This is a genomic window from Mesorhizobium sp. WSM3860 (assembly GCF_002294995.1).
GTDB lineage: Bacteria > Pseudomonadota > Alphaproteobacteria > Rhizobiales > Rhizobiaceae > Mesorhizobium.
On sequence record NZ_NSGF01000009.1, the window covers coordinates 20,560 to 44,990 of the forward strand.

The 24,431-nt window shown below is 63.7% G+C and carries 24 protein-coding genes; 17 read left to right on the forward strand and 7 right to left on the reverse strand.

Features of this window, described 5'->3' with window-relative positions; genetic code table 11:
* Window positions 1-19: 19 nt before the first annotated feature.
* On the reverse strand, window positions 20-610 hold the full coding sequence (locus CK220_RS15960; protein WP_095812461.1) for a transglycosylase SLT domain-containing protein: 591 nt from the start codon (window positions 608-610) through the stop codon (window positions 20-22).
* Window positions 611-821: 211 nt separating this feature from the next.
* Here CK220_RS15960 and CK220_RS15965 point away from each other — a divergent pair, with 211 nt between their 5' ends.
* Window positions 822-2,360, forward strand: coding sequence for a trimethylamine methyltransferase family protein (locus tag CK220_RS15965; RefSeq protein ID WP_095812462.1), 1,539 nt, complete (start codon window positions 822-824; stop codon window positions 2,358-2,360).
* 229 nt (window positions 2,361-2,589) lie between these two features.
* Window positions 2,590-5,016 carry an FAD-dependent oxidoreductase gene (locus CK220_RS15970; RefSeq protein ID WP_095812644.1) on the forward strand — a complete coding sequence of 809 codons (2,427 nt, stop codon included), beginning with the start codon at window positions 2,590-2,592 and terminating at the stop codon, window positions 5,014-5,016.
* 27 nt (window positions 5,017-5,043) lie between these two features.
* Here the strand turns inward: CK220_RS15970 and CK220_RS15975 are convergent, their stop codons facing one another.
* Window positions 5,044-5,436 (reverse strand): DoxX family protein, encoded by a 393-nt coding sequence (locus tag CK220_RS15975; protein WP_095812463.1) that lies wholly within the window; start codon window positions 5,434-5,436, stop codon window positions 5,044-5,046.
* A gap of 200 nt (window positions 5,437-5,636) precedes the next feature.
* Here CK220_RS15975 and CK220_RS15980 point away from each other — a divergent pair, with 200 nt between their 5' ends.
* A complete protein-coding gene (locus CK220_RS15980; RefSeq protein ID WP_095812464.1) occupies window positions 5,637-6,125 on the forward strand; it encodes a hypothetical protein in 489 nt (162 codons plus the stop codon).
* Between the two features lie 121 nt (window positions 6,126-6,246).
* On the opposite strand, the gene CK220_RS15985 is transcribed toward CK220_RS15980, so the two are convergent.
* On the reverse strand, window positions 6,247-7,023 hold the full coding sequence (locus CK220_RS15985) for a VOC family protein (protein WP_095812465.1): 777 nt from the start codon (window positions 7,021-7,023) through the stop codon (window positions 6,247-6,249).
* Window positions 7,024-7,304: 281 nt separating this feature from the next.
* Here CK220_RS15985 and CK220_RS15990 point away from each other — a divergent pair, with 281 nt between their 5' ends.
* From CK220_RS15990 to CK220_RS16015, 6 genes are all read left to right on the forward strand, one after another.
* Window positions 7,305-8,039: a gamma-glutamylcyclotransferase gene (locus CK220_RS15990; protein WP_095812466.1), complete on the forward strand. Its 735-nt coding sequence runs from the start codon at window positions 7,305-7,307 to the stop codon at window positions 8,037-8,039.
* Between the two features lie 112 nt (window positions 8,040-8,151).
* Entirely contained in the window at window positions 8,152-9,516 is a 1,365-nt protein-coding gene (locus CK220_RS15995; RefSeq protein WP_095812467.1) for an NAD(P)-dependent oxidoreductase, read from the forward strand.
* Window positions 9,517-9,518: 2 nt separating this feature from the next.
* Entirely contained in the window at window positions 9,519-10,832 is a 1,314-nt protein-coding gene (preA, locus tag CK220_RS16000; RefSeq protein ID WP_095812468.1) for an NAD-dependent dihydropyrimidine dehydrogenase subunit PreA, read from the forward strand.
* A gap of 110 nt (window positions 10,833-10,942) precedes the next feature.
* Entirely contained in the window at window positions 10,943-11,467 is a 525-nt protein-coding gene (locus CK220_RS16005; RefSeq protein WP_095812469.1) for an Rrf2 family transcriptional regulator, read from the forward strand.
* 5 nt (window positions 11,468-11,472) lie between these two features.
* Window positions 11,473-11,931 (forward strand): carboxymuconolactone decarboxylase family protein, encoded by a 459-nt coding sequence (locus tag CK220_RS16010; RefSeq protein ID WP_067328952.1) that lies wholly within the window; start codon window positions 11,473-11,475, stop codon window positions 11,929-11,931.
* Window positions 11,932-12,129: 198 nt separating this feature from the next.
* Window positions 12,130-12,624 (forward strand): DUF3592 domain-containing protein, encoded by a 495-nt coding sequence (locus tag CK220_RS16015; protein ID WP_095812470.1) that lies wholly within the window; start codon window positions 12,130-12,132, stop codon window positions 12,622-12,624.
* Window positions 12,625-12,636: 12 nt separating this feature from the next.
* Here the strand turns inward: CK220_RS16015 and CK220_RS16020 are convergent, their stop codons facing one another.
* Both CK220_RS16020 and CK220_RS16025 read right to left on the reverse strand, forming a co-directional pair.
* Window positions 12,637-13,353, reverse strand: a complete 717-nt coding sequence (locus CK220_RS16020; protein ID WP_095812471.1) for an SDR family oxidoreductase — start codon at window positions 13,351-13,353, stop codon at window positions 12,637-12,639.
* The gene (locus tag CK220_RS16025) at window positions 13,350-14,195 is read right to left on the reverse strand and encodes an SDR family NAD(P)-dependent oxidoreductase (protein WP_095812472.1); all 846 of its coding nucleotides are present in this window, start codon (window positions 14,193-14,195) and stop codon (window positions 13,350-13,352) included. The genes CK220_RS16020 and CK220_RS16025 overlap by 4 nt, the downstream gene beginning before the upstream one ends.
* Before the next feature lie 102 nt (window positions 14,196-14,297).
* On the opposite strand from CK220_RS16025, the gene CK220_RS16030 reads away from it, so the two are divergent.
* Complete coding sequence (locus CK220_RS16030) at window positions 14,298-15,170, forward strand: helix-turn-helix transcriptional regulator (protein WP_095812473.1); 873 nt, start codon at window positions 14,298-14,300, stop codon at window positions 15,168-15,170.
* 126 nt (window positions 15,171-15,296) lie between these two features.
* Here the strand turns inward: CK220_RS16030 and CK220_RS16035 are convergent, their stop codons facing one another.
* Window positions 15,297-15,926: a TetR family transcriptional regulator C-terminal domain-containing protein gene (locus CK220_RS16035; RefSeq protein WP_095812645.1), complete on the reverse strand. Its 630-nt coding sequence runs from the start codon at window positions 15,924-15,926 to the stop codon at window positions 15,297-15,299.
* Window positions 15,927-16,181: 255 nt separating this feature from the next.
* Between CK220_RS16035 and CK220_RS16040 the strand changes: the two genes are divergently transcribed.
* The 4 genes from CK220_RS16040 (at window position 16,182) to CK220_RS16055 (ending at window position 20,730) form a co-directional block, all read left to right on the forward strand.
* The gene (locus tag CK220_RS16040) at window positions 16,182-17,510 is read left to right on the forward strand and encodes an aspartate aminotransferase family protein (RefSeq protein WP_095812474.1); all 1,329 of its coding nucleotides are present in this window, start codon (window positions 16,182-16,184) and stop codon (window positions 17,508-17,510) included.
* Window positions 17,511-17,580: 70 nt separating this feature from the next.
* Complete coding sequence (locus tag CK220_RS16045) at window positions 17,581-18,831, forward strand: Zn-dependent hydrolase (protein ID WP_095812475.1); 1,251 nt, start codon at window positions 17,581-17,583, stop codon at window positions 18,829-18,831.
* Window positions 18,832-18,898: 67 nt separating this feature from the next.
* Window positions 18,899-20,350, forward strand: coding sequence for a dihydropyrimidinase (hydA, locus tag CK220_RS16050; protein ID WP_067328963.1), 1,452 nt, complete (start codon window positions 18,899-18,901; stop codon window positions 20,348-20,350).
* A 2-nt stretch (window positions 20,351-20,352) separates the two neighbouring features.
* Window positions 20,353-20,730, forward strand: coding sequence for a hypothetical protein (locus CK220_RS16055; RefSeq protein ID WP_176479107.1), 378 nt, complete (start codon window positions 20,353-20,355; stop codon window positions 20,728-20,730).
* 17 nt (window positions 20,731-20,747) lie between these two features.
* On the opposite strand, the gene CK220_RS16060 is transcribed toward CK220_RS16055, so the two are convergent.
* Window positions 20,748-21,158, reverse strand: a complete 411-nt coding sequence (locus tag CK220_RS16060) for a cupin domain-containing protein (RefSeq protein ID WP_176479110.1) — start codon at window positions 21,156-21,158, stop codon at window positions 20,748-20,750.
* A 110-nt stretch (window positions 21,159-21,268) separates the two neighbouring features.
* Here CK220_RS16060 and CK220_RS16065 point away from each other — a divergent pair, with 110 nt between their 5' ends.
* The 3 genes from CK220_RS16065 (at window position 21,269) to CK220_RS16080 (ending at window position 24,408) form a co-directional block, all read left to right on the forward strand.
* A complete protein-coding gene (locus tag CK220_RS16065) occupies window positions 21,269-22,060 on the forward strand; it encodes an ABC transporter ATP-binding protein (RefSeq protein WP_095812477.1) in 792 nt (263 codons plus the stop codon).
* Window positions 22,061-22,378: 318 nt separating this feature from the next.
* The gene (locus tag CK220_RS16075; protein ID WP_095812478.1) at window positions 22,379-23,257 is read left to right on the forward strand and encodes an ABC transporter permease; all 879 of its coding nucleotides are present in this window, start codon (window positions 22,379-22,381) and stop codon (window positions 23,255-23,257) included.
* Window positions 23,254-24,408 (forward strand): ABC transporter permease, encoded by a 1,155-nt coding sequence (locus CK220_RS16080; RefSeq protein WP_095812479.1) that lies wholly within the window; start codon window positions 23,254-23,256, stop codon window positions 24,406-24,408. Before CK220_RS16075 ends, CK220_RS16080 begins: the two co-directional genes overlap by 4 nt.
* Window positions 24,409-24,431: the final 23 nt, after the last annotated feature.

Genomic DNA, 24,431 nt, shown 5'->3' on the forward strand with positions numbered 1-24,431 from the left:
GATCCGCGCGTTCCCGGCGTCAGCTACCACATTGCTGCAGCTGGGCGGCGTAGTCGCGGGCCATCTGATCGGTGGCGCGGGCGTAGTTCTGGACGCCGGCATCACCGCGATTGCCGCGGCCGTAGGCCGACCAGCCGAGATAGTAGGCGAGATAGAGATTGTAGGTGTCGTTGCGGGCGACGCCCAAGGTGTCGACGGTCTTGGAATGATACCAGCCGACGAAGTCGATGGCGTCGGCGAAACGGCTGCGGCGCGCCGCCCAGTTGCCGGTCTCCATCTGATATTGCGACCAGGTGCCGTCTAACGCCTGCGAATAGCCCGCGGCAGTCGAGACATGTTTCCAGGGAATGAAGCCGAGCAGCTTGGTGCGCGGTGGCCGGGCGTTGCTCTTGAAGCCGGATTCCTTGCGCACCGTCGCCATCAGCACCGGAACGGGAATGCCGTATTTTTGTTCGGTGCGCTCGGCGGCGGACTGCCAGTTGTCGAACCAGCCGTCATTCTGGTCGAAGACGGCGCAGACATTGTTGATGTGGCTGGGCGCCGTCGCGCAGGCCGCAAGCGCCAGCAGCAGAGAGACAGCGACAATTTTACTAAAACTCGACCTACGCATCGGAAGACGAATAGGCCGAAATCATAAAAGGAATCTTTCGAGCTTCCTTAACGTCGGCCGAGGCGCGTCGACCTTGACTCTATCGATATTTCGACTTCGCTCGTCGTATTTGTCTTCATCAGAATGAAAAAATGCCGCCTTGGCTAAAATCACGCCGGCAAATGGCGTATTCCTGACAGCTCGCGCCTCAGGTCGGCGCTCTGATAAGCGCATGACCGAACCAAGACGAAAACGCGGCGCCGAACGGACCAGCAATCGCGGGCCCGCCGCCATTCCCCAGCTGCCGCCGCGGCGCGTGGCAAACCCTTACCCGCCGATGGCGGTGCTTTCGGCCGACCAGATCGAGGCCATTCATCAGGCCTCGATGCATATTCTCGAAAATTTTGGCATCGAGGTGATGAGCCCGCGAGCGCTCGCGCTGTTCGAGGGCGCCGGCGCCAAGGTCGATCACGGCTCGATGAATGTGCGCCTCGATCGCGGCATGGTCGACGAAGCGCTGAAGACGACACAGGCCAGCTACACACTCACGCCGCGCAACCCGGCTCGCGCCATTCATCTCGGCGGCAATACGATCAACTTCACGCTGGTGGCTGGGCCGCCCAACGTGCACGACATGGAGCGCGGCCGCCGCGCCGGCAATCTCGCCGACTATTGGGATCTTGTCCGGCTGGCGCAGCATTTCAACTGCATCCACATGCTGGGCAACCAGGTCTGCGCGCCGATCGAGCTGCCGGCGAATTCGCGGCACCTCGACACCTACTTCGCCAATCTGACGCTGACCGACAAATGCTTCCATGTCTCGGCGATCGGCCGGGGCAGGGCGCTGGACGGCATCGAGATGATGGCGATTGCGCGTGGTCTGACTCTCGACCAGATCGTCCAGGATCCCGGCGTCAGCACCATCATTTCCGTCAATTCGCCGCGCCGCTTCGACGAGATGATGGCCGAAGGGCTGATGACCATGGCCGAGTTCGGACAGTCGGTGGCGGTGACGCCGTTCACGCTGATGGGCGCGATGAGCCCGGTGACGCTTGCCGGCGCGCTGGCGCAGCAGAATGCCGAGGCACTGTTCGGCATCGTGCTGACCCAATTGGTGCGGCCCGGGGCGCCGGTGATGTATGGCGCCTTCACCTCCAATGTCGACATGAAGTCCGGCGCGCCGGCCTTCGGCACGCCGGAAAACACCAAGGCCAACATCGCCTCCGGGCAATTGGCGCGGCGCTACAATCTGCCGTACCGCACGACGCCGGGCTCGGCGTCCAATGCCGCCGATGCGCAAGGCGCCTACGAGACGCTGATGGCGCTGTGGGGCGCCGTGCTTGGCCACGGCAACCTCGTCTATCATGCCGCCGGCTGGCAGGAGGGCGGACTGACGGCGTCATTCGAAAAACTCATCATCGATGTCGAGATGATGCAGCACATGATGGAATTCCTGCGGCCGATCGTGGTCGACGAGGGCGAATTGGCGGTGGAGGCATTGGGAGCCGTGCCGACCGGCGGCCATTTCTTCGGCGAGCCGCATACGCTTGAGCGCTATGCCACCGCCTTCTATCAGCCGATGCTCTCCAACTGGCAGAATTACGAGGCCTGGCAGGAGGCCGGCGCGCTCGACACGACGGCGCGCGCGACGCGTCTGTGGAAAAAGGCGCTGGAGGAGTACATTCAGCCGGCAATGGACCCAGCCGTGCGCGAGGCGCTTGAAGCCTATATGGCGCGCCGCAAGGAAGCGATCGGGCAGGGCGAGCCGTGATTTCCTTGGCGTCGGCGTGTGGCACCTCGCTCTGTCCTGCCGGACATCGTCCCCTCAAGGCGGGAGATTGGCTGTCATCTCTTTCGCCGGTCGCCAACGCTGAAAGATGGGCGGCAAGGCCGCCGTTGCTGATCTCCCCCAGCGGGAGATGGCCGGCAGGCCAGAGGAGGGCTGGCTTGGCACTTCCTTTTCCGATTCATCCTACGGCCCCAACTCACCGGAAGAACCCATGAAGTCGCATGCAAAGGTCGTGGTCATCGGCGGCGGTGTCGTCGGATGCTCCGTGCTGTTCCATCTTGCCCGCCACGGCTGGACCGACGTCGTGCTTCTGGAGCGCGATGAGCTGACCTCGGGCTCGACCTGGCATGCGGCCGGCGGCATGCACACCATCAACGGCGATCCCAACGTCGCCAAGCTGCAGAAATACACGATCTCGCTCTACAAGGAGATCGAGGAGCTTTCCGGTCAGGCGACGGGCGTGCATCTGACCGGCGGCGTTCTTCTGGCGGCGACCGAGGCGCGGCTCGACTGGCTGCGTGGCGTCGTCTCCAAGGGCCGCTATCTCGGCATCGACCTCGAAGAGATCTCGCCGAAGGAGGCGGCAGAGTTGATGCCGCTGCTCGACCCGAAGCAATTCGTCGGCGCGGTGCGCAACAAGGAGGACGGCCATCTCGATCCCTCCGGCGTCACCCATGCCTATGCCAAGGCCGCGCGGAAGCTGGGCGCGGAAGTGGAGCGCTTCACCAAGGTCGAGGACATCGTGCGCCGCCCCGACGGCCTGTGGCGCGTCATCACCAACAAGGGCGATGTGATCACCGAGCATGTCGTCAACGCCGGCGGGCTCTGGGCGCGCGAGGTCGGCCGCATGGTCGGGCTGGAGCTGCCGGTCCTCGCCATGGAGCACATGTACCTGATCACCGAGGACATGCCGGAGGTCGCCGACTGGAACAAGAAGACCGGCACGGAAATCATCCATGCGGTCGACTTCGACGGCGAGCTCTATCTGCGCCAGGAGCGCGGCGGCATGCTGATGGGCACCTACGAGAAAGCCAACAAGGTCTGGTCCGAATTCTCCACACCGTGGAATTTCGGCCACGAGCTCTTGGAGCCGGATATCGATCGCATCGCGCCCTCGCTCGAAGTCGGCTTCCGTCACTTCCCCGCCTTCCAGAACACCGGCATCAAGCAGATCATCAACGGCCCCTTCACCTTCGCGCCGGACGGCAACCCGCTGGTCGGTCCGGTGCGCGGCCTGCCGGGCTTCTGGGTCGCCTGCGGTGTCATGGCGGGTTTTTCTCAAGGCGGCGGTGTTGGCCTCGCGCTCTCAAACTGGATGATCGAGGGCGACCCCGGCGCCGACATCTGGGCGATGGACGTCGCGCGCTACGGCGACTGGGCGACGATGGCCTACACCAATGCCAAGGTGCGCGAGAACTATTCGCGCCGCTTCTCGATCCGCTTCCCGAACGAGGAACTGCCGGCCGGGCGTCCGCTGAAGACAACGCCGGTCTACGACATGTTGTCGGCCAAGGGTGCGCAATGGGGCGTCGCCTTTGGGCTGGAAGTGCCGCTCTGGTATGCGCCCGAAGGCGTCAAGGACGAGTTCTCCTGGCGGCGCTCGACTGATTTCGACCATGTCGCAAATGAAGTGGCCGCCGTTCGCAACGGCGTCGGCCTCTCGGAGATCTCGAGCTTCGCCAAGTACAAGGCGACGGGCGAGGGGGCGGCAGCCTGGCTCGACCGTCTGCTTGCCTGCAGGCTGCCGAAACCCGGCCGCATGACGCTGGCGCCGATGCTGAAGGAAGACGGCAAGCTGATAGGCGATTTCACACTCGCCAATATTGACGACAGCGAATGGTTCATCGCCGGCTCCGGCGTCGCCGAGCAGTACCATATGCGCTGGTTCGAGGCGCATCTTCCGGAGGACGGCACGGTGCGTATCGAGGCGCTGGGGCAGAGGCTCACCGGACTTGCCATCGCCGGGCCGAAGGCGAGGGAGGTGCTCGCCAAGGTCACCCACGCCGACGTCTCCAACGCGGCGTTCCCGTTCATGGCCGTCGCCAGGATGGATATCGGCATGGCGCCTTGCCTCGTCGGCCGCGTGAGCTACACCGGCGATCTCGGCTACGAGATCTGGGTGGCGCCGGAATATCAGCGCGCCGCATACCAGGCGCTGGTCAAGGCCGGCGAGGAATTCGGCATTGGCCTGTTCGGCTCGCGCGCACTCAATGCGCTCAGACTCGAAAAGAATTACGGCTCATGGGCGCGGGAATACCGGCCGATCTATGGGCCGCTCGAGGCCGGGCTCGACCGGTTCGTCGCCTACGGCAAGGACGCCGATTTCATCGGCAAGGAAGCAGCACTAGCCGAGCGTAAGCAAGGCGGGAAGCTCCGGCTGCGCGCCTTCATCGTCGAGGCCACCGACGCCGACGTCATCGGCGACGAGGCAATCTGGCATGAGGGCGCCGTGCGCGGCTGGGTCACGTCCGGCGGCTATGCGCACAATTCGAGGAAATCGGTTGCCATGGGTTATGTGCCGAAGGAGATCGCCGACAGGGCGGACGGTTTCGAGATCGAGATCCTCGGCAAGCGCCACGCCGCGCGCATTCAGTCAACGCCGCTGTTCGACGCCAATTTCGAGCGGATGCGTGCTTGAAAAACAGGCGCGCATCCGCACAGGGCATCAGGCGCTGCGGCGATTGTCCAGCGCGAAAGCGCCGGGACCGGCGAAGACCAGATAGAGGAAGATGAAGCAGAACGAGATCGCTGCGTCGCCGCCATTGTTGACGGGGAAGAAGTCGCGCGGGAAATGCGCCATGAAATAGGCGATGGCCATCTCGCCGCAGAGTAGAAAGGCCACGGGACGCGTCAGCAGTCCGAGGGCCAACAGGATACCGCCGGCGAATTCGAGGATTGCGGACGTCAGCGCGAGCCCTGTCAGCGCTCCGGCATGGGCGCCGGGAGGAAAATTGAACAACTTCTGCGTGCCGTGCTCGGTGAACTGCAAGGCGGTCATGATGCGAAGCACGCCCAGCGCCTGCGGCTGATAGCGGGAGAGACCTTCAAAAAGCTTCATCTAAACTCCATCTTGCCCTTCCGGACCCGCCATAAATTATCGCCCGGAAATGGACCATTCACTTCCTACGGCCAGCCGTCAACAATCGGTGATTGGGCATGGTTTCATCTCTTCCGGTCCCCTTCTCGCCTTAGTTGCATTTATCTCTCAAAAGTTGTATTGAGCGCGGATGCACCAACCTTTCCGGGAATCCCTTCGGCATGAAAAAAGTCGCCATCAGCCTCTTCGCAATCCTTGCAGGCACGAGCTTCGCCATAGCTGCCGATGCCGGTTGTGATGCCTTCAAATGGCCGGTGACACGCGAGCAGGCCCTGTTTCCGTCAGCGTCAGCCGCCCAGTCCGGCGCCGCCCTGACAGTCGGGCAAGCGGCGGATTTCGCACTTGCAGCGGTCGACACGATCGGTTTTGAAGTTCCGCCGGGACGTGCACCGGCAGCCGGCACGTTCGGCGCGATGGCAAGCGTCACCGTACCGGCTGAAGGCGAGCTCCAGTTCAGCCTGTCCGACGAGGTCTGGATCGATGTCGTCCAAGACGGCCACGCCGTGAAGTCGGCGGGCTTCAGCCGCGCAAAGACCTGCCCGGGCATTCGCAAGAGCGTGCGCTTCAAGCTGTCCGCTGGCCCGGCCACCGTGCAGCTCAGCGGCGCCAAGAAGGCCGATCTCAAAGTGGCGGTGCTGACCCCGGAGTGACGGCCAAGAGGGCGACGCTGGCGCCGGGCCAGCGCCCCCTTTGTCCGGCCCGACCTCCGCAGCACCTGCGCTGCGGCTGCGCAGGGTAGCCGGAGATCTGCCCCACAAGGGGCGGCAGTTTCTACCGCCCAGGCGCCAGCAGCGCGAAATGCGCGCCTTGCGGGTCCTGGCATTGGATGATCCACTGCGCGCTCGGCACCTCCATCGGCCCCATCAATACCTTGCCGCCATTGTCGGTGACGCGCTTGGCGGCGGCGTCGATCGCATCGACGTTGAAATAGAACTGCCAGACCGGCACCGGGATCTGCGGCGGTTTGTTCATCATACCGCCGCCGGATTCGGGGCCGGCGCCGAAGGTCTGGTAGATGCCCATTTCGCCCATGTCGAACTGACCGGCGCTCTCCCAGCCGAACTGGTTGGAATAGAAGTCGAAAGCGGCTTTCCAGTCCGAGGTGTAGAGCTCGTGCCAGCCGACATGGCCGGCCGTGGTCGCGGCTACCGGCGGCTGCTCGGGCTGGTTGGGCTGCAGGAACATGAAGGTCGCGCCCTGCGGGTCGGCGACGACGGCGAAGCGACCGACGCCGGGAATATCATCCGGCGCGCGATGAACGGCACCGCCAGCGTCCTTGAGAGCCTTCGTCGAGGCATCGACGTCTTTGGTGTAGATGTAGCCGAGCCAGGCCGGCGGCATGCCCATCTTGGCGGCATCCTCCGGGATCGTCATCAATCCGCCGACGCCGCGTACGCTGGAATTCATCACGATGTAGCGCGGCATGCCCGGCGCCTTGTCGAAGGGCTCGGCCCGCCAGCCGACGACGGCAGTGTAAAAGGCCTCGGCGGCGTCGAGGTCGGTGGTCATCAGTTCATACCAGAAGAAGGGTTTTGCGGCATTCGGCATGGTCGGTCTCCTCACCGGTTCGGGCAGCGATCGCGGTTACGATCCATCCTAGGACGATCTCGGCGACAGAAATCCGACATCTGGACCAGAAATCGAGAACGGCAAGGCGCTCATGCATGTCACCCAAAAATGCGCCGAGGTTTTAGGGGAACGGCACGCATCAAAACAAAGCTTAAAAGCGCGTCGCCCGAATCCGTTTCTGCGCAACGCGTCTTAGGACCCGCGATCTTGCGCGCTCCGCGGTTTTCGACTTTGCTGGCGTCAAAGAGGGGCTGTCTTTCATGCGTCGAATGTCGCTTACGCCCGAGCTTGTCGCTTTGTGCCATCGCGAGGAGCTCGACCCTGGTCCGAGCGGGGACTGGACGCAACTCAACGACGACGATTTCGGCGCGCTCGCCTTGCGCCTGTCAGACGAGGCCGACGAGGGGCCGCTCTGGGTGTTCGCGTATGGCTCGCTGATCTGGAAGCCGGCGTTTGAATCCGTCGAGCAACGCCGCGCCTCCGCCTATGGCTGGCATCGCTCCTTCTGCCTCGACATGGTGCGCTGGCGAGGCAGCGCCGCGCAGCCGGGCCTGATGATGGCGCTCGAGCGCGGCGGCCGTTGCGACGGCGTCATCTATCGCCTGCCGGATGGCGAGAAGCTCGGCCAGATCGAGAGATTGCTGCGGCGAGAAATCGACGACCATGAAAGCGTCAGCTCGGTCCGCTGGGTTCCGGTACGCACGGCGCAAGGATCGCTGCGGGCGCTGGGTTTCTGGGTCGGTGTGACGGGCAGGGGCACGTCGCTCAGGCAGCCGCTCGAAAGGGTGGCAAAGATACTGGCGCGCGCGTGCGGCCATATCGGTTCCGGCGCCGAATATCTTTACAACACCGTCAGCCACCTCGAGACATTCGGCATCCATGACCGCAATCTGTGGCGCCTGCAGGAGCTCGTTGCCGACGAGATCAGGTCGATCCATCATTCCAGGATTGAAAGCCCTGAACCGGCGAACAACGCCGTGATGGCGATAACATGACTACCACTATCATGTTTTGTGCAAGCAATACAGCAGCTTGGCCGAAAATTGACCAATTGATAAAAAAATAAAACGTGCTAGCCTTCCTCGAAACAAAACAAGGGGAACTGGAATGGCGACTGGTCATTTCATCGAAGGCATAGCCGGCGGTCGGCTGTCTGCCGAGCAATACGCCGACAATTTTTCCGACCTGCATCCGGCGCTGGACCATCATGAGGCGCTGGTCGAAGCCGACCGCTGCTATTTCTGCTACGACGCGCCGTGCATGAATGCGTGTCCGACCTCGATCGACATCCCGCTGTTCATCCGGCAGATCGCGACCGGCAATCCGCTCGGTTCGGCCAAGACCATCTTCGACCAGAACATCCTTGGCGGCATGTGCGCCCGCGTCTGCCCGACCGAGACGCTGTGCGAAGAGGTGTGCGTGCGCGAGGTGGCGGAAGGCAAGCCGGTGCAGATCGGCCGGCTCCAGCGCTACGCGACCGACGTGGCGATGGATGAGGGCAAGCAGTTCTATAAGCGCGCCGAAGCCAGCGGAAAGACGGTCGCCGTGGTCGGCGCCGGGCCGGCGGGGCTGGCGGCGGCGCATCGCCTTGCCCGCCACGGCCATGACGTGACGATCCTCGAAGCGCGGCCGAAGGCCGGCGGCCTCAACGAATACGGCATCGCGGCCTATAAGAGCGTCGACGATTTCGCTCAGGCCGAAGTCGACTACGTCACTGCGATCGGCGGCATCGACATCCAGAACGGCAAGGCGCTCGGCCGCGATTTCCATCTGGCCGACCTTATCCGCAACTATGATGCGGTTTTCCTTGCCCTCGGGCTTGGCGGCGTCAATGCGCTGCGCGCCGAAGGCGAGGATACGGATGGCGTCGCCAACGCGGTCGAGTTCATCGCCGAACTCAGGCAGGCAAGCGACCTTTCCAGCCTGCCGGTCGGCCGCCGCGTCGTCGTCGTCGGCGGCGGCATGACGGCGATCGACGCCGCGGTGCAGTCGAAGCTGCTCGGCGCCGAGGAGGTGACGATCTGCTACCGGCGCGGCCAGGAGCATATGAATGCCTCCGGCTTCGAGCAGGATCTGGCCGCCGCGAACGGCGTCACAATCCGCCACTGGCTGCAGCCGAAGCGCGTCATTGCCGAAAACGGCAATGTGTCGGCCATCGAGCTCGAATACACCGCGATGAATGGCGACGAGCTCGCCGGTACCGGCGAGACGCTGACGCTCAGCGCCGACCAGGTGTTCAAGGCGATCGGCCAGAGCTTTGTGCCGGCTCATCTCAACGGCAGCGTTGCCTCCATCGAGCTCGAAGGCGGCCGCATCAAGGTCGATGCCGAAGGCCGCACCTCGCTGGCGAAAGTCTGGGCCGGCGGCGACTGCATCTTCGGCGGCGACGACCTGACGGTCTCGGCCGTGGCGCAGGGCCGCGACGCCGCCGAATCCATCCACCGGGCACTGACCTCTAACGGGAGGGCATGAGCATGGCAGACATCCGCAACACTTTCGTCGGCATCAAGTCGCCAAATCCGTTCTGGCTGGCTTCGGCGCCGCCGACCGACAAGGCCTACAATGTCGAGCGCGCCTTCAAAGCCGGGTGGGGCGGCGTGGTCTGGAAGACGCTTGGCGAAGAGGGCCCGCCGGTCGTCAACGTCAACGGCCCGCGCTACGGCGCGATCTGGGGCGCCGACCGCCGGCTGCTCGGCCTGAACAATATCGAGTTGATCACCGACCGCGACCTGCAGACCAATCTGCGCGAGATGAAGCAGGTAAAGATGAACTGGCCGGATCGGGCGCTCGTCGCCTCGATCATGGTGCCGTGCGAAGAGGAAAGCTGGAAGGCGATCCTGCCCTTGGTCGAAGAGACCGGCGCCGACGGCATCGAGCTCAACTTCGGCTGCCCGCACGGCATGAGCGAACGCGGCATGGGCTCGGCGGTGGGCCAAGTGCCGGAATATATCGAGATGGTGGTGCGCTGGTGCAAGCAGTACACACGCATGCCGGTCATCACCAAGCTGACGCCGAACATCACCGACATCCGCAAGCCGGCGCGGGCTGCCAAAGCCGGCGGCACCGACGCGGTGTCGCTGATCAACACGATCAACTCGATCACCGGGGTCGACCTCGACAGTTTCGCGCCGCAGCCGACCATCGACGGCAAGGGCTCGCATGGCGGCTATTGCGGCCCCGCAGTGAAGCCGATCGCGATGAACATGGTGGCTGAGATCGCGCGCGATCCGGAAACGCACGGCCTGCCGATCTCGGGCATCGGCGGCATCACCACCTGGCGGGATGCTGCCGAATTCATGGCGCTCGGCGCCGGCAACGTGCAGGTCTGCACGGCGGCAATGACTTATGGCTTCAAGATCGTGCAGGAGATGATCGCGGGGCTGGAGAACTGGATGGACGAGAAGGGCCACGCCTCGCTCTCCGACATCATCGGCCGCGCCACGCCCAACGTGACCGACTGGCAGTATCTCAACCTCAACTTTGTCGCGAAGGCGCATATCGACCAGGACGCCTGCATCAAATGCGGGCGCTGCCACATCGCCTGCGAGGACACCTCGCACCAGGCGATCACCAGCATGGTCGACGGTGTCAGGCATTTCGAGGTGATCGAGGCCGAATGCGTGGGGTGCAATCTTTGCGTCAATGTCTGCCCGGTCGAGGGCTGCATCACCATGGAGCCGCTGGCGGCCGGCGTGCTGGACCAGCGCACGGGCATGCCGGTGTCGCCGGTCTACGCGAACTGGACGACGCATCCGAACAATCCGATGGCCAAGGTGGCCGCGGAGTAGGGAACAGGCGTTTGAACGAATGCGGCGCCTTCGGGCGCCGTTTTCGTTCCCTCTATTGCAGATAAAAATTATCCATGATAAGTATTATCCATGAATTGGAGCGAAGGACCGTGAAGCTGGGAGAGGGCGTCGAAGCGGCGATCCACTGCGCCGCCATGCTTGCCGGCGTCGAGGGCAACAGCACCATGTCGGGCGCGGCCATGGCCGAGGCGTTCGGCCTATCGCCCAGCTATCTGCTGAAACACCTCAATCAGCTGACAACGGCGGGTATCCTGGAATCGGTGTCGGGGCCGGCCGGCGGCTACAGGCTTGCGCGGCCGGCCGAGCGGATCACGCTGCTCGACATCGTGCTTGCGGTCGAGGGCAGGGAGCCTGCCTTTCGCTGCGGCGAGATCCGCCAGCGCGGCCCGGTCAAGCTCGACGCCAAGGCCTATGTGAAACCGTGCGGCATCAATGCCGCGATGCTGAAGGCCGAGCGCGCCTATCGCGCCGCGCTTGCCGAGGCAAAGCTCTCCGACATCGTCGCCGATTTCATGAACCACGCCGATCCCCGCACGGTCGCCGCAAGCTGCGCCTTCGTCGAGCGCCATCAGCGGCCGCAGAAAGTTCAACAACCAAGCAAACGTGAAAGGTAAAGAGAATGAAACAGAGGCTGCAGTTCTTCGCCAAGGCGCCGGAGATCATGAAGGCGGTGATGGCGCTCAACAAAGCTGTCGAGGAGTGCGGGCTGGAAGAAAGCCTGATGCACCTGGTCAAGCTCAGGGCCTCGCAGATCAATGGCTGTTCCTATTGTGTCGAGATGCACAGCCGCGAGGCAAGGCGCGATGGCGAAACAGAGCAGCGGCTTTATCTGGTCGCCGCCTGGAAAGAGTCGCCGCTGTTTTCCGAGCGCGAGCGCGCCGCGCTTGCCTGGACCGAGAAGGTGACGAACATCTCCGACAACGGCGTTCCCGACGATCTCTACGCCAGGACGCTGGAGCAGTTCTCCGAGGAGGAGCTGGTCAAGCTGACAGTCGTGATCGGCATGATCAACACCTGGAACCGGCTCTGCGTATCCTTCCACGCCATTCATCCGATGCCGGCCGCCAAGGCTGCCTGACGATCCAAAGCCGCGCGGATCCGCAAAACGTTCCGCGCGGCTTTCATTTGCGAGATCAATGACATCACTGACAATCTTCAGAACGAGATTCTGTTTGCCGTGTGCCTGCCGCATTCCGCGCAATCGATGGCGCGGCGTTAATCGCTTCGTCGCGATTGTCCTGTATTAGCAAATACAGGTTCGTCCGTCGGAGCGTTCATGGAGCAGAGCTGGACTGCATTCTGGGCACGCGTTTCGGATGGCTTCCACCAGGCGCTGTTTCCGTTCCGTGCAGTCGCCGAAGCCCTTGGCGGGCATCCGAGCGATATTCAGATATGGTGTTTTCTGTGCGGCGTCTTCTTCCTGGCGCTCGTCGGCGTGCAGAGCTACGGCGACATCATGCTCAAGCGACGCGGCGTCCTTGCCACCGGCAAGGTGGTCGGCATCGACAAGTCGGGTGACGGTCCGGATACGCCGGTCATCGAATTCGCCGACCGGCTGGGCACAACCTGGCGTTTCGAGTCGCATTTGCCGGTCAACGGAACGACCAGGAATGTCGGCGCACCGGTCGACGTGATGTACGATCCGCTTCACCCGAAGCGGGCACGCGAAGTGGGTCGCCCGCTGATGAAGGCGATCCACCTGGTTGTCTGGTATGCGGTCGTCGCCGGGCTGATGGCGCTCGCCTTCTGGCCCGGATTTATTTCCGACTGACCGGCCGACGGATCACGCGGCAAAGCGCAGGCCGCCGTCGCAAGTCAGCACCTGGCCGGTCATGAAGCCGTTGGAAACCAGGAAGGCGATCGCGTCGGCGACGTCTTCTGCGCGGCCGATGCGACCGACCGGCGTCTTGCCGGCGTACTCGGCAAAGACCGCCTGCCGCTGCTCGCCAGGCAGAAAATCCCACCAGGGCGTATCGATCACGCCGGGCGCCACGACGTTGACGCGCAGCGGCTTCAGTTCGACGGCCAGGATCGGGACCACGGTCAAAAGCATGCCGTTGATGGCGCCGATGCCGGCAATGCCGGGTGCTGCGATCTGCGCCGAGACGGCCGAAATGAAAGTGACCGATCCGGCTTTGTTCAAGGTTGGCAGGGCAGCTTGCAAGCAGGCTAGCTGCGGCTTGATCTTCTCGTCGACGCCGCTGCCGATGTCGGCAAGGTCGAGGGTCGCGAACGGCCCAAGGCCCTTGCCGCCGCTTGCGGCGAGAACGAGATGATCGAATGGGCCGAGACCATCGAAGAAGTGCTGGACCTCGTCGGGCTTGGTCGCGTCGAAAGCGGCCTTGCCGACGGCGCCGCGGAGGCTCTTCGAGGCGTTCTTCAGCTTGTCCTCGTGGCGGCCGGTGATCGTCACCTTCATCGGGGGGCTGAGCAGCCGTTTGGCTGTGGCAAGGCCAATGCCGGAGGAGCCGCCGATGATGACGCAATGTTCGATGCTCATGGATGCTGTTCCCTGGATGTGGAGGATGGATGGCGGGTCAGTTCGAGACTGAGCGCCCGCAACCGGCTGCGGGCTTTCTCGTCATAGGCCTGGGCATCGGCGCGCGATTCCCGCTGGCCATCGAAATAGAGGCCGCTGCGCCCTTCGAGCGCCGGAGAGATTGCCAGGTTGAGGATCGCGTCGGCGCCGGTCTCGACCGAGCTCCACGGTGTGATGCCGGCCTGCCGGACCATGGTGGTATCCATGTAGCTTGCCGGATGGAGCGCATTGACGGTGACGCCGCTGCCGTCGAGCTGCTCCGCCAGATCGATGGTGAACAAGAGCTGCGCCAGCTTGCTCTGGCAATAGGCGCGCACGCCGCTGTAGCCGCGGGCCAGATTGACATCGTCGAAATCGATCGCCTGCTGGCCGGCCGAGGCGACATTGACGATGCGCGCCGGCGCGCTTGCCTTCAGCAGGGGCAAAAGCTCCGACGACAGCAGGAAGCCTGCGAGATAGTTGACGGCGAAGCGCATTTCGTAGCCGTCGGCGCTTACTTGCCGTTTTGCGCCTTCGCCGCCCGTGCCGACGCCGGCATTGCTGATCAATATGTCGAGCCGGTCGGTCCCTGCCCGCACGGCGTCGGCAAGGCGGCGCACTTCGGCGAGCGACGAAAGATCCGCAAGGAGAAATTCGGCGTTGCCGCCCTCGGCCTCGATGGCGGCGACTGTCGCCTTGGCGCGAGTTTGGTCGCGGCCATGCACCAGCACGCGGGCGCCGGCAGCGCCGAGCCTTTCGGCGACCACGCGGCCAACCCCGTTGGTCGAGCCGGTGACGAGAACGGTCTTGCTCTTAAGATCCATGTTCAGAGCCTCCTTATGCTGCTCTGAACGCAAGATGGGGCGCGGCGCGCAGGCCAAACAGTTCAAACTTTATCCTGGTATCGATACTGCTATAATAGCTGCATGGATGCCGTGCCCCATTCCCCTGAGGACAGCCGCCGCCGCGAGCTCGGCGCTTTCCTGCGCTCGCGCCGGGAGCGGCTCTCGCCTGCCGACATTGGGATTGCGAGCGGCGCCAGACGGCGCACGCCTGGGCTGAGGCGCGAGGAAGTGGCGATGATCGCCGGCGTCGGCACCACCTGGTATACCTGGCTGGAGCAGGGGCGGGACGTGCGGCCTTCGCTCGAGGTGCTGAGCGCGCTCTGCGAGGCGCTGCGCCTGGACGCCGTCGAGAAGCGGCATCTGTTCATCCTTGCCGGCCGCCAGCAGCCGGAGCGGCGCGCGGCGACGTCTGAAAAGGTCGACGCCACACTGCTCCACATGCTGGAGAGCCTCGTCCTGCAGCCGGCTTATGTGGTTGGCCGGCGTTGGGACGTGCTCGCCTGGAATCCGGCGGCGGTCGCCGTGTTCGGCGACTATGGCCTGCTGGAGGGCGATGCCCGCAACATCGTCCATCTGGTGTTCACCAGCCCGCATCACCGCCGGCTGCTGGTCGACTGGGAAGAGCTTGCCCGCGTGGTGCTCGCTTCGTTTCGCGCGGAGAGCGCCAAATATGTCGGCGATCCGGATTTCGAGCGGCTGATCGCGCTGATGACGCGCACAAGCCCGGAGTTCCGTGATTGGTGGCCGCGGCGGGACGTGGCGAGAAGGCTGACGGGAGTGAAACATGTCCGCCATCCCATTGTCGGCCCGATGGCTTTCGAGCATATGAGCCTGTCGATCGACGACGGCTCGGACATGCGGCTGATCGTCTACACGCCGTTGGCCGAGCAGAATACGATCGCCAAGCTCAAGATGCTGCTCGACGCCCAGCCCGTTCAGAAGCGTAGCGCGTAAGGTTAGGTGGCAGCAGCCCCTCAACTTCGTCATCCACGGGCGGAGCGGGAGCGAAGCGGACGCCACGGTCAGCAACAATCGAACGGCTGGCCAGTTGTGCCAGCCCGTTGAGCTGTTATGACGACGCTAAGCTTTCGGCTTCAGGCCGTCGAGGAACAGTTGCTCGAGGAACCGGGCGGCATCCTCGAAGCGGCCGTCGCCGCCGCGGTCGGGACCGAGCACGGCGCGCACCTGGACGTCGAAATCGGCGTAATGCTGCGTCGTCGCCCAGATCGAGAAGATCAGATGCCAGGGGTCGGTGCGGGCGATCTTGCCGGCGCGCATCCAGCCCTTGATGACGGCGGCCTTCTCCTCGACCAGCGTTTTCAGCTCGCCTTCCAGCATCGGCATGATGCGCGGCGCGCCCTGCAGGATCTCGTTGGCGAAGAGCCGGCTTTCGCGCGGAAAATCGCGCGCCATTTCGAGCTTGCGGCGGATGTAGCTTCTGAGCTCGGTCATCGGATCCCCGATATCGTCGAGCTCGCGGAGCGGCGCCAGCCAGGTGTCCAGGAGCCGCTGCATCAACGTCTCGTGAATGTCCTCCTTGCGGCGGAAGTAATAGAGGAGGTTCGGCTTCGACATGCCGGCGGCTTCGGCGATCTGGTCGATGGTCGAGCCGCGAAAACCGTTGGCGGAGAAGACTTCCAGCGCGGCTTCCAGGATGAGCTCGCGCTTTTCCTGCTGGATGCGGGTGCGGCGTGGAGCTGAGCCTTCCATCGTGTCCGTCATCCTTGCCGGCTGGCGCCGTGCGGGCTCCCTGGACCAATTCTCTGGACCAGTTTTTCTCCGAGCCGTGGAGCGCGCTTTCGATGCCGCATTTCCGTTAGTAGTCCCCTTGACCGCCGACAGGGCGGTGCTAACGTTTGTCCAACCGGTCAAAATTTTGCGTAGCACGAAAACGCAACGAAGACCAAGCCTTGGGAAGACCAAGCGTTAGCGCACCGAAACAGGTTACAAGGGGAAATCTTGGTCATGTCCAACCGGCTGAAAGTCACGCCGAACGATCTCAGCGCATTCTGGATGCCGTTTACGGCAAACCGGCAGTTCAAGCAGGCGCCGCGCATGTTCGTGTCCGCCAAGGACATGCACTACACGACGAGCGATGGCCGCAAGGTGCTCGACGGCACTGCAGGCCTCTGGTGCGTCAACGCCGGCCACTGCCGGCCGAAGATCACCGAGGCCATTCAGCAGCAGGCCGCCGAACTCGACTATGCGCCGGCCTTCCAGATGGGCCACCCGATCGTCTTCGAGCTGGCGAACCGCCTTGTCGATATCGCGCCGAAGGGCATGGACCATGTGTTCTTCACCAATTCGGGTTCGGAATCGGTCGAGACCGCGTTGAAGATGGCGATCGCCTATCACCGTATCCGCGGCGAGGGCTCGCGCACCCGGCTGATCGGCCGCGAGCGCGGCTATCACGGCGTCAATTTCGGCGGCATTTCGGTCGGCGGCATCGTCGCCAACCGCAAGATGTTCGGCACGCTGCTCGGCGGCGTCGACCATCTGCCGCACACGCATCTGCCGGAGAAGAACGCCTTCTCGAAGGGCGTGCCTGAGCACGGCGCCGAACTGGCGAACGAGCTGGAGCGTCTCGTCACCCTGCATGACGCCTCGACCATCGCGGCGGTCATCGTCGAGCCGGTCGCAGGCTCGACGGGCGTCATCCTGCCGCCGAAAGGCTACCTGCAGAAGCTTCGAGAAATCTGCACCAAGCATGGCATATTGTTGATTTTCGATGAAGTGATCACTGGCTTCGGCCGTCTCGGCGCACCGTTCGCGGCGGATTATTTCGGCGTCACGCCGGATATCATGACAACGGCCAAGGGCGTCTCCAACGGCGTCATCCCGATGGGCGCAGTTTTCGTGAAGAAGGAAATCCACGACGCCTTCATGAACGGCCCTGAGCACATGATCGAGTTCTTCCACGGCTACACCTATTCGGGCAATCCGATCGCCTGCGCCGCGGCCCTAGGGACGCTGGATACCTACAAGGAAGAAGGCTTGCTCACGCGCGGCGAGGAACTGGCACCTTACTGGGAAGACGCGCTGCACTCGCTGAAGGACGAGCCGCATGTCATCGACATCCGCAATATCGGCCTGATCGGCGCGATCGAGCTGGCGCCGATCGCCGGTAGCCCGACCAAGCGGGCCTTCTCGGCCTTCGTCAAGGCGTTCGAACGCGGCGCACTGATCCGAACAACCGGCGACATTATCGCGCTGTCGCCGCCGCTGATCATCACCAAGGGCCAGATCAACGAACTGATCGACCATGTCAGGGACGTTCTGCGCTCGATAGACTAAACTGCTCAAACCGGTCGGGCGGCGACGGGAACCGCCGCCCGACCGGAGACCTGAAATGAGAGGACTTGGAATGGCCGCCCCCGGCGAGAATCTGCGAATCAATTCAGACCGTTTGTGGGATTCCATCATGGAGATGGCGAAGATCGGCCCCGGCATTGCCGGGGGCAACAATCGCCAAACGCTGACCGATTCCGACAAGCAGGGCCGCGAACTGTTCAAGTCCTGGTGCGACGAGGCCGGGCTCACGATGGGCGTGGACCAGATGGGCACCATGTTCATGACGCGGCCCGGCACCGATCCGGACGCGCTGCCGGTCTATGTCGGCTCCCACCTCGATACCCAGCCGACCGGCGGCAAATATGACGGCGTGCTCGGCGTGCTCTCTGGCCTGGAGGTCGTTCGCTCGCTCAACGATCTCGGCATCAAGACCAAACATCCGATCGTCGTCACCAACTGGACGAATGAGGAGGGCGCCCGTTTCGCGCCGGCCATGCTCGCCTCCGGCGTGTTCGCGGGCGTTCACACTCAGGAATACGCCTATGCCCGCAAGGATCTCGACGGCGTGACCTTCGGCGACGAGCTGAAGCGGATCGGCTGGGTCGGCGACGAGAAGGTCGGCGCGCGCAAGATGCACGCCTATTTCGAGTACCATATCGAGCAGGGGCCCATCCTCGAGGCCGAGAACAAGCAGATCGGCGTGGTGACCCACTGCCAGGGTCTGTGGTGGCTCGAATTCACGCTGACAGGCAGGGAGGCGCATACCGGCTCGACGCCGATGAACATGCGCGTCAATGCCGGTCTTGCAATGGCGCGCATCCTGGAGATGGTGCAGACGGTCGCCATGGAGAACCAGCCCGGCGCCGTCGGCGGCGTCGGCCAGGTGAAGTTCTCGCCGAATTCCCGCAATGTGCTGCCGGGTACCGTGATCTTCACCGTCGACATCCGCTCGCCGGACCAGGCGAAGCTCGACAGCATGCGCGCCCGCATCGAGAAGGAAGCGCCGAAGATCTGCGAGCCGCTCGGCGTGAAATGCTCCGTCGAGGCGGTCGGCCATTTCGATCCGGTGACCTTCGATCCCACTCTGGTCGGGCGCGTGCGCACGGCCGCCGAGAAGCTGGGCTACAGCCACATGAACCTCATTTCCGGCGCCGGCCACGACGCCTGTTGGGCGGCCAAGGTCGCGCCGGCGACCATGGTCATGTGTCCCTGCGTCGGCGGGCTCAGCCACAACGAGGCCGAGGACATCTCCAAGGAATGGGCGGCGGCGGGCGCCGACGTGCTGTTCCACGCGGTGGTCGAGACGGCGGGAATCGTCGAATGACCGGATAGATAGACGTCACCTCGAAAAGCCGCTCGCAAAGAAGCGCGAAAAGATCAGGGGAACAGATATGACCAAAGTCATCAAGAACGGCACCATCGTCACCGCCGACCGCACCTGGAAAGCCGACGTGCTGATGCAGCACGGCAAGATCATCGCCATCGGCTCGAACCTGCATGGCGATCACGAGTTCGATGCCACCGGCTGCTATGTCATGCCGGGCGGCATCGATCCGCACACCCATCTCGAAATGCCCTTCATGGGCACCTATTCGGCCGACGATTTCGAATCCGGCACGCGCGCGGCGCTCTCCGGCGGCACGACAATGGTGGTCGATTTCTGCCTGCCGGCACCGCAGCAGTCGCTGCTCGAAGCGCTGCAGATGTGGGACAACAAGACCTCGAAGGCTGCCTGCGACTATTCCTTCCACATGGCGATCACCTGGTGGGGCAAGCAGGTGTTCGACGAGATGGCGACCGTCGTCGACAGGGGCATCACCTCGTTCAAGCACTTCATGGCCTATAAGGGCGCGCTGATGGTCGACGACGACGAGATGTATTCCTCGTTCCAGCGCTGCGCCGATCTCGGCGCGCTGCCGCTGGTCCATGCCGAGAACGGTGACGTGGTTGCCGCCCTTTCGCAAAAACTGCTTGCCGCCGGCAACAACGGCCCCGAGGGGCATGCCTATTCGCGTCCGCCGGAGGTGGAAGGCGAGGCGACGAACCGCGCCATCATGATCGCCGACATGGCCGGCGTGCCGCTCTATGTCGTGCATGTCTCCTGCGAGCAGAGCCATGAAGCCATCCGCCGGGCACGCCAGAAGGGCATGCGGGTCTATGGCGAGCCGCTGATCCAGCATCTGACGCTCGACGAGAGCGAATATTTCAACAAGGATTGGGACCATGCGGCGCGGCGCGTAATGAGCCCGCCTTTCCGCAGCAAGTGGCACCAGGATTCGCTATGGGCGGGCCTGCAGGCCGGATCGCTGCAGGTGGTGGCGACCGACCACTGCTCCTTCACCACCAAGCAGAAGCGCAACGGCGTCGGCGACTTCACCAAGATCCCGAACGGCACCGGCGGCCTCGAGGATCGTTTGCCCGTCCTTTGGACTACGGGCGTCAACACCGGTCGGCTGACGATGAATGAGTTCGTCGCGGTGACCTCGACCAATATCGCCAAGATCCTCAACATGTATCCGAAGAAGGGCGCGATCGTCGAAGGTGCCGATGCCGACATCGTGGTCTGGGACCCGAAACGCAAGAAGACGATCACGGCCAAGAACCAGCAGTCGGTGATCGACTACAATGTCTTCGAGGGCTTCGAGGTGACGGGGCTGCCGCGCTTCGTCTTTTCGCGCGGCGAACTGTCGATCGAAGAAGCGGACGTCAAGGCCAAGGTCGGGCACGGCGAGTTCGTGGCGCGCGAACCGAACGCCGCTGTCAACCGCGCGCTGTCGACCTGGAAGGAGATTAGCGCGCCGCGCAAGGTGGAGCGCACGGGCATTCCGGCGACCGGAGTTTGAGCGTGGGCGCAACTCACCTTCTCATCGGGGCAGCCGTGCTGCTGGCCGCCGGCCAGGCTTTCGCCGCCGGCATCGATCTTTCCAAGCCTTACGGCAACAAATCCGGCTGCATCAACAAGAATGGCCAGGAGGTATATGCCGAGGACATGCTGCTGTTGACCAGCGAGGCGTTCGTCACGGTCGCCAGCGCCTGCACCTTCACCGACAAGAAACCCCAGGCGGATGGCTCCCTCATGGTGACGGCGCAGTGCGAGGCGGAAGGCGAGGAGGGGCAGACGCCGGCCCAGTTCATCATCAAGCGCAGCGCCAAGAACGCCAAGAGACTGGTGATCGCCGACAAGGACGGCAATGCGATGGGAGAAGTCTCCCGGTGCAAATGACGGCAGTCCCGTCGATCTCAGGCAACAAACGCATCCAGTTCCGGCAGCAGCACCACGCTTTCCTGCTCGTTGGGATCGGTGCGGGCAATGACCGCGGAAGAGGGCGCGCCGCTCAAATTGGCGGGCAGATGCGGCACCCCGGCCGGAATGTAGAACAGGTCGCCGGCCTTGACGACGATGTGATGCTCGAGCCGGTCGCCATACCAGGTGTGGACCTCGCCGGAGAGCACATAGATCGCGGTCTCGTGATTCTCATGCATATGCGCCTTGGCGCGGGCGCCGGGCGGCATGGTGAGAAGATGCATACAAATACCGGAGGAGCCGACGGTTTCGGCGGCAATACCGGCGAAATAGCTCAAGCCTTGCTTGCCTTCATAGGTGCTTTCAGGGCGAATAAGATGACATGTGGGTTTAGGCGACATCGGCAGGGCTCCGGGCGTCGATCAAGTGGGACTGGACGAGTGGAAAGCAAGGCAATCGCAAAATCAATCGGATTCCGGCCGGTGCGGCAGCGGCTGCGAAAGACGGGTTTCTGCCGATGAGCGGACAATCGCCAGCCGTCGTTTCGGCAAGCAAGCTCGGCCTCACCTTCCAGACCAATGACGGTCCGGTGCAGGCGCTGTCCAATGTCGATCTCACCATCGGCAAGGGTGAGTTCGTCTCCTTCATCGGCCCCTCCGGCTGCGGCAAGACAACCTTGCTGCGCGTCATCGCCGATCTGGAGAAGCCGACCTCGGGAACGATCTCGGTCAATGGGATTTCGCCGGAGCAGGCGCGCGAGAAGCGCGCTTACGGCTATGTCTTCCAGGCGGCGGCGCTGTTTCCTTGGCGCACGATCGAGCGCAATGTGGCGCTGCCGCTGGAAGTCATTGGCCTCAGTCAGGCCGAGCAGGCGGAACGCATCAAGCGCACGCTCGAACTCGTCAACCTCTCCGGCTTCGAGAAGAAGTTTCCTTGGCAGCTGTCCGGCGGCATGCAGCAGCGCGCCTCGATCGCGCGCGCGCTCGCCTTCGACGCCGACCTGCTTCTGATGGACGAGCCGTTCGGCGCGCTCGACGAGATCGTGCGCGACCATCTGAACGAACAGCTCCTTGACCTTTGGGACCGGACCAACAAGACGATCTGCTTCGTCACCCACTCGATCCCCGAGGCAGTCTATCTGTCGACACGCATCGTCGTCATGTCGCCGCGGCCGGGCCGCGTCACCGACATCATCGAATCGACGCTGCCCCGCAAGCGGCCGCTCGACATCCGCGAGACGCCGGAATTCCTGGCGATCGCCGCGCGCGTGCGCGACGGCTTGAGGGCGGGGCACAGCTATGATGATTGAGGGGGTCACGAACGAGCGCGGGGGTAACCGTGCCTTCGTCATCCTAGGGCGGAGCGACGCGAAGCGGAGCGCAGACCCTAGGATCCATGCCGTGCCGTTGGCCGAATGGTTAGAACGGCGCAGAATATTCGATCGGGGCTCGGTACTGGAAGGTGTGTTCTGCACCGCTGCGGAGCGGAGAGGTAACGGCATGGATCCTAGGGTCTGCGCCGCGTCGCTTCGCTCCTTGCTTCGCCCTAGGATGACGAAGGAGGCGCACGGCCTTCGCTTCGATCCGGCCACCCTCTCCCCGGTGGGGAGAGGAGGGAGTCGGCGCTGATGGACCCCCTCCGTTCCAAGATCATCCCGGTCACCTCCATCCTCGCTGGCGTGGTAGTCCTCTGGTATGTCTTCGCCGTCATCCTCAACGCGCCGTTCCAGCGCGACCTCGACCAGCGGGCCAACGAGACCCCCGGCACGGTCGAATTCATCGGCAAGACATTGTCGCAGCCGAAGCCGACGCTGCCGGCGCCGCACCAGGTGGCGGTGAACTTCTTCGAGAACACCTTTTTGCGCAGCATCACCTCGAATCGCAGCCTGGTCTACAATGCCTGGGTGACGCTGTCCTCGACGCTGCTCGGCTTTGCCTTCGGCACGGCGCTCGGCATCGTCATCGCGGTCGGCATCGTGCATGTGACGACGCTCGACCGAAGCCTGATGCCGTGGATCATCGCCTCGCAGACGATTCCGATCCTGGCGGTGGCGCCGATGATCATCGTGGTGCTGGCGGCGGTCGGCATCACCGGGCTGATCCCGAAGGCGCTGATCTCGACCTATCTGTCGTTCTTTCCGGTCGCGGTCGGCATGGTGAAGGGATTGCGCTCGCCCGAGCTCATGCATCTCGACCTGATGCACACCTATAACGCCAGCGCCTCGCAGACCTTTTGGAAGCTGAGGGTACCCGCATCGGTGCCGTTCCTGTTCACCTCGATGAAGGTGGCGGTGGCGGCAAGCCTCGTCGGCGCCATCGTCGGCGAATTGCCGACGGGTGCTGTCGCCGGCATCGGCGCCAAGCTGCTCTCCGGCGCCTATTACAGCCAGACCATCGATATCTGGTCGGCTTTGGTCGCAGGCTCCATCGTCGCGGCGCTGCTAGTGATGGTGGTGGGTATCGCCGGCCGCCTGGCCGACCGCGCCATGGGCGGGAGGCCGGCATGACCTGGCCGAAATCGTCCTGGCAAGCGGTGCTGGCGATCCTTTTTTGCATCGTCGCCTTCGCGCTCGGCGCGATGTCGACACCGGAAGCGGCTGCGCTCGCCGAGCCTGCCGCGACGGTTGCCTTCCCGTACATGGGCACCAAAGGTCTCATCCTCGGATTGCTGCTGATCGCGGCGCTGGTTTCGACGCTGAGACTCGCGCCACTTGTCGAAGCGGTTGTCCTGTTCGTCGGCGCCCATGTCGCCGCGTGGCTTTTGGTCAAGGGCATCGGCGGCTTCGAGGGCACGGCACTGGCGCCGTACTTTCTGGTTCTCGCTGCCGCCTGGCTGCTTGCCTGGCGCTGCGTCGCGCTGTTGTCCTCGCTACGGCCTGCTTCCAGCGGCGCCAAGACGGCGCTGCGCCTGATCATTCCGGCGATCTTCGGCGCCTGGATCCTGATCATCTGGGAAGCGGTGACGCGCGGCGCCGGCATCCCGTTCATCCTTTTGCCGCCGCCGAGCGCCATCGGCGCGCGCATCGCCAACTCGCTGCCGATCCTGGGGTCGGATGTGCGGCAGACGATCTTCAAGGCGGTGCTGATCGGCTACATCGTCGGCAATCTCGCCGGCTTCGTCGTCGCCATCCTTGCCGACCGTGTGCCGTTCCTCAGGCGCGGGCTGCTGCCGATCGGCAACATGGTGTCGGCGCTGCCGATCATCGGCGTCGCACCGATCATGGTCATGTGGTTCGGCTTCGACTGGCCGTCCAAGGCGGCGGTGGTCATCATCATGACCTTCTTCCCGATGCTGGTGAACACCGTCGCCGGACTTGCGGCCTCCGGCCACATGCAGCGCGATTTGATGCGCACTTATGCGTCGGGCTACTGGCCGACCTTGCTGAAGCTGAGGCTGCCGGCGGCAATGCCGTTCATCTTCAATGCGCTGAAGATCAATTCGACGCTGGCGCTGATCGGCGCCATCGTCGCGGAGTTCTTCGGCACGCCCGTGGTCGGCATGGGATTCCGCATTTCGACGGAAGTCGGGCGGATGAACATCGACATGGTCTGGGCCGAAATCGCAGTTGCAGCACTGGCGGGTTCGGTCTTTTATGGCGTGGTCGCTCTTGTCGAGAGAGCCGTCACGTTTTGGCATCCCTCTGTCCGTGGTGGATAGGGGCGGTGGGTTTGGGTGCTAAC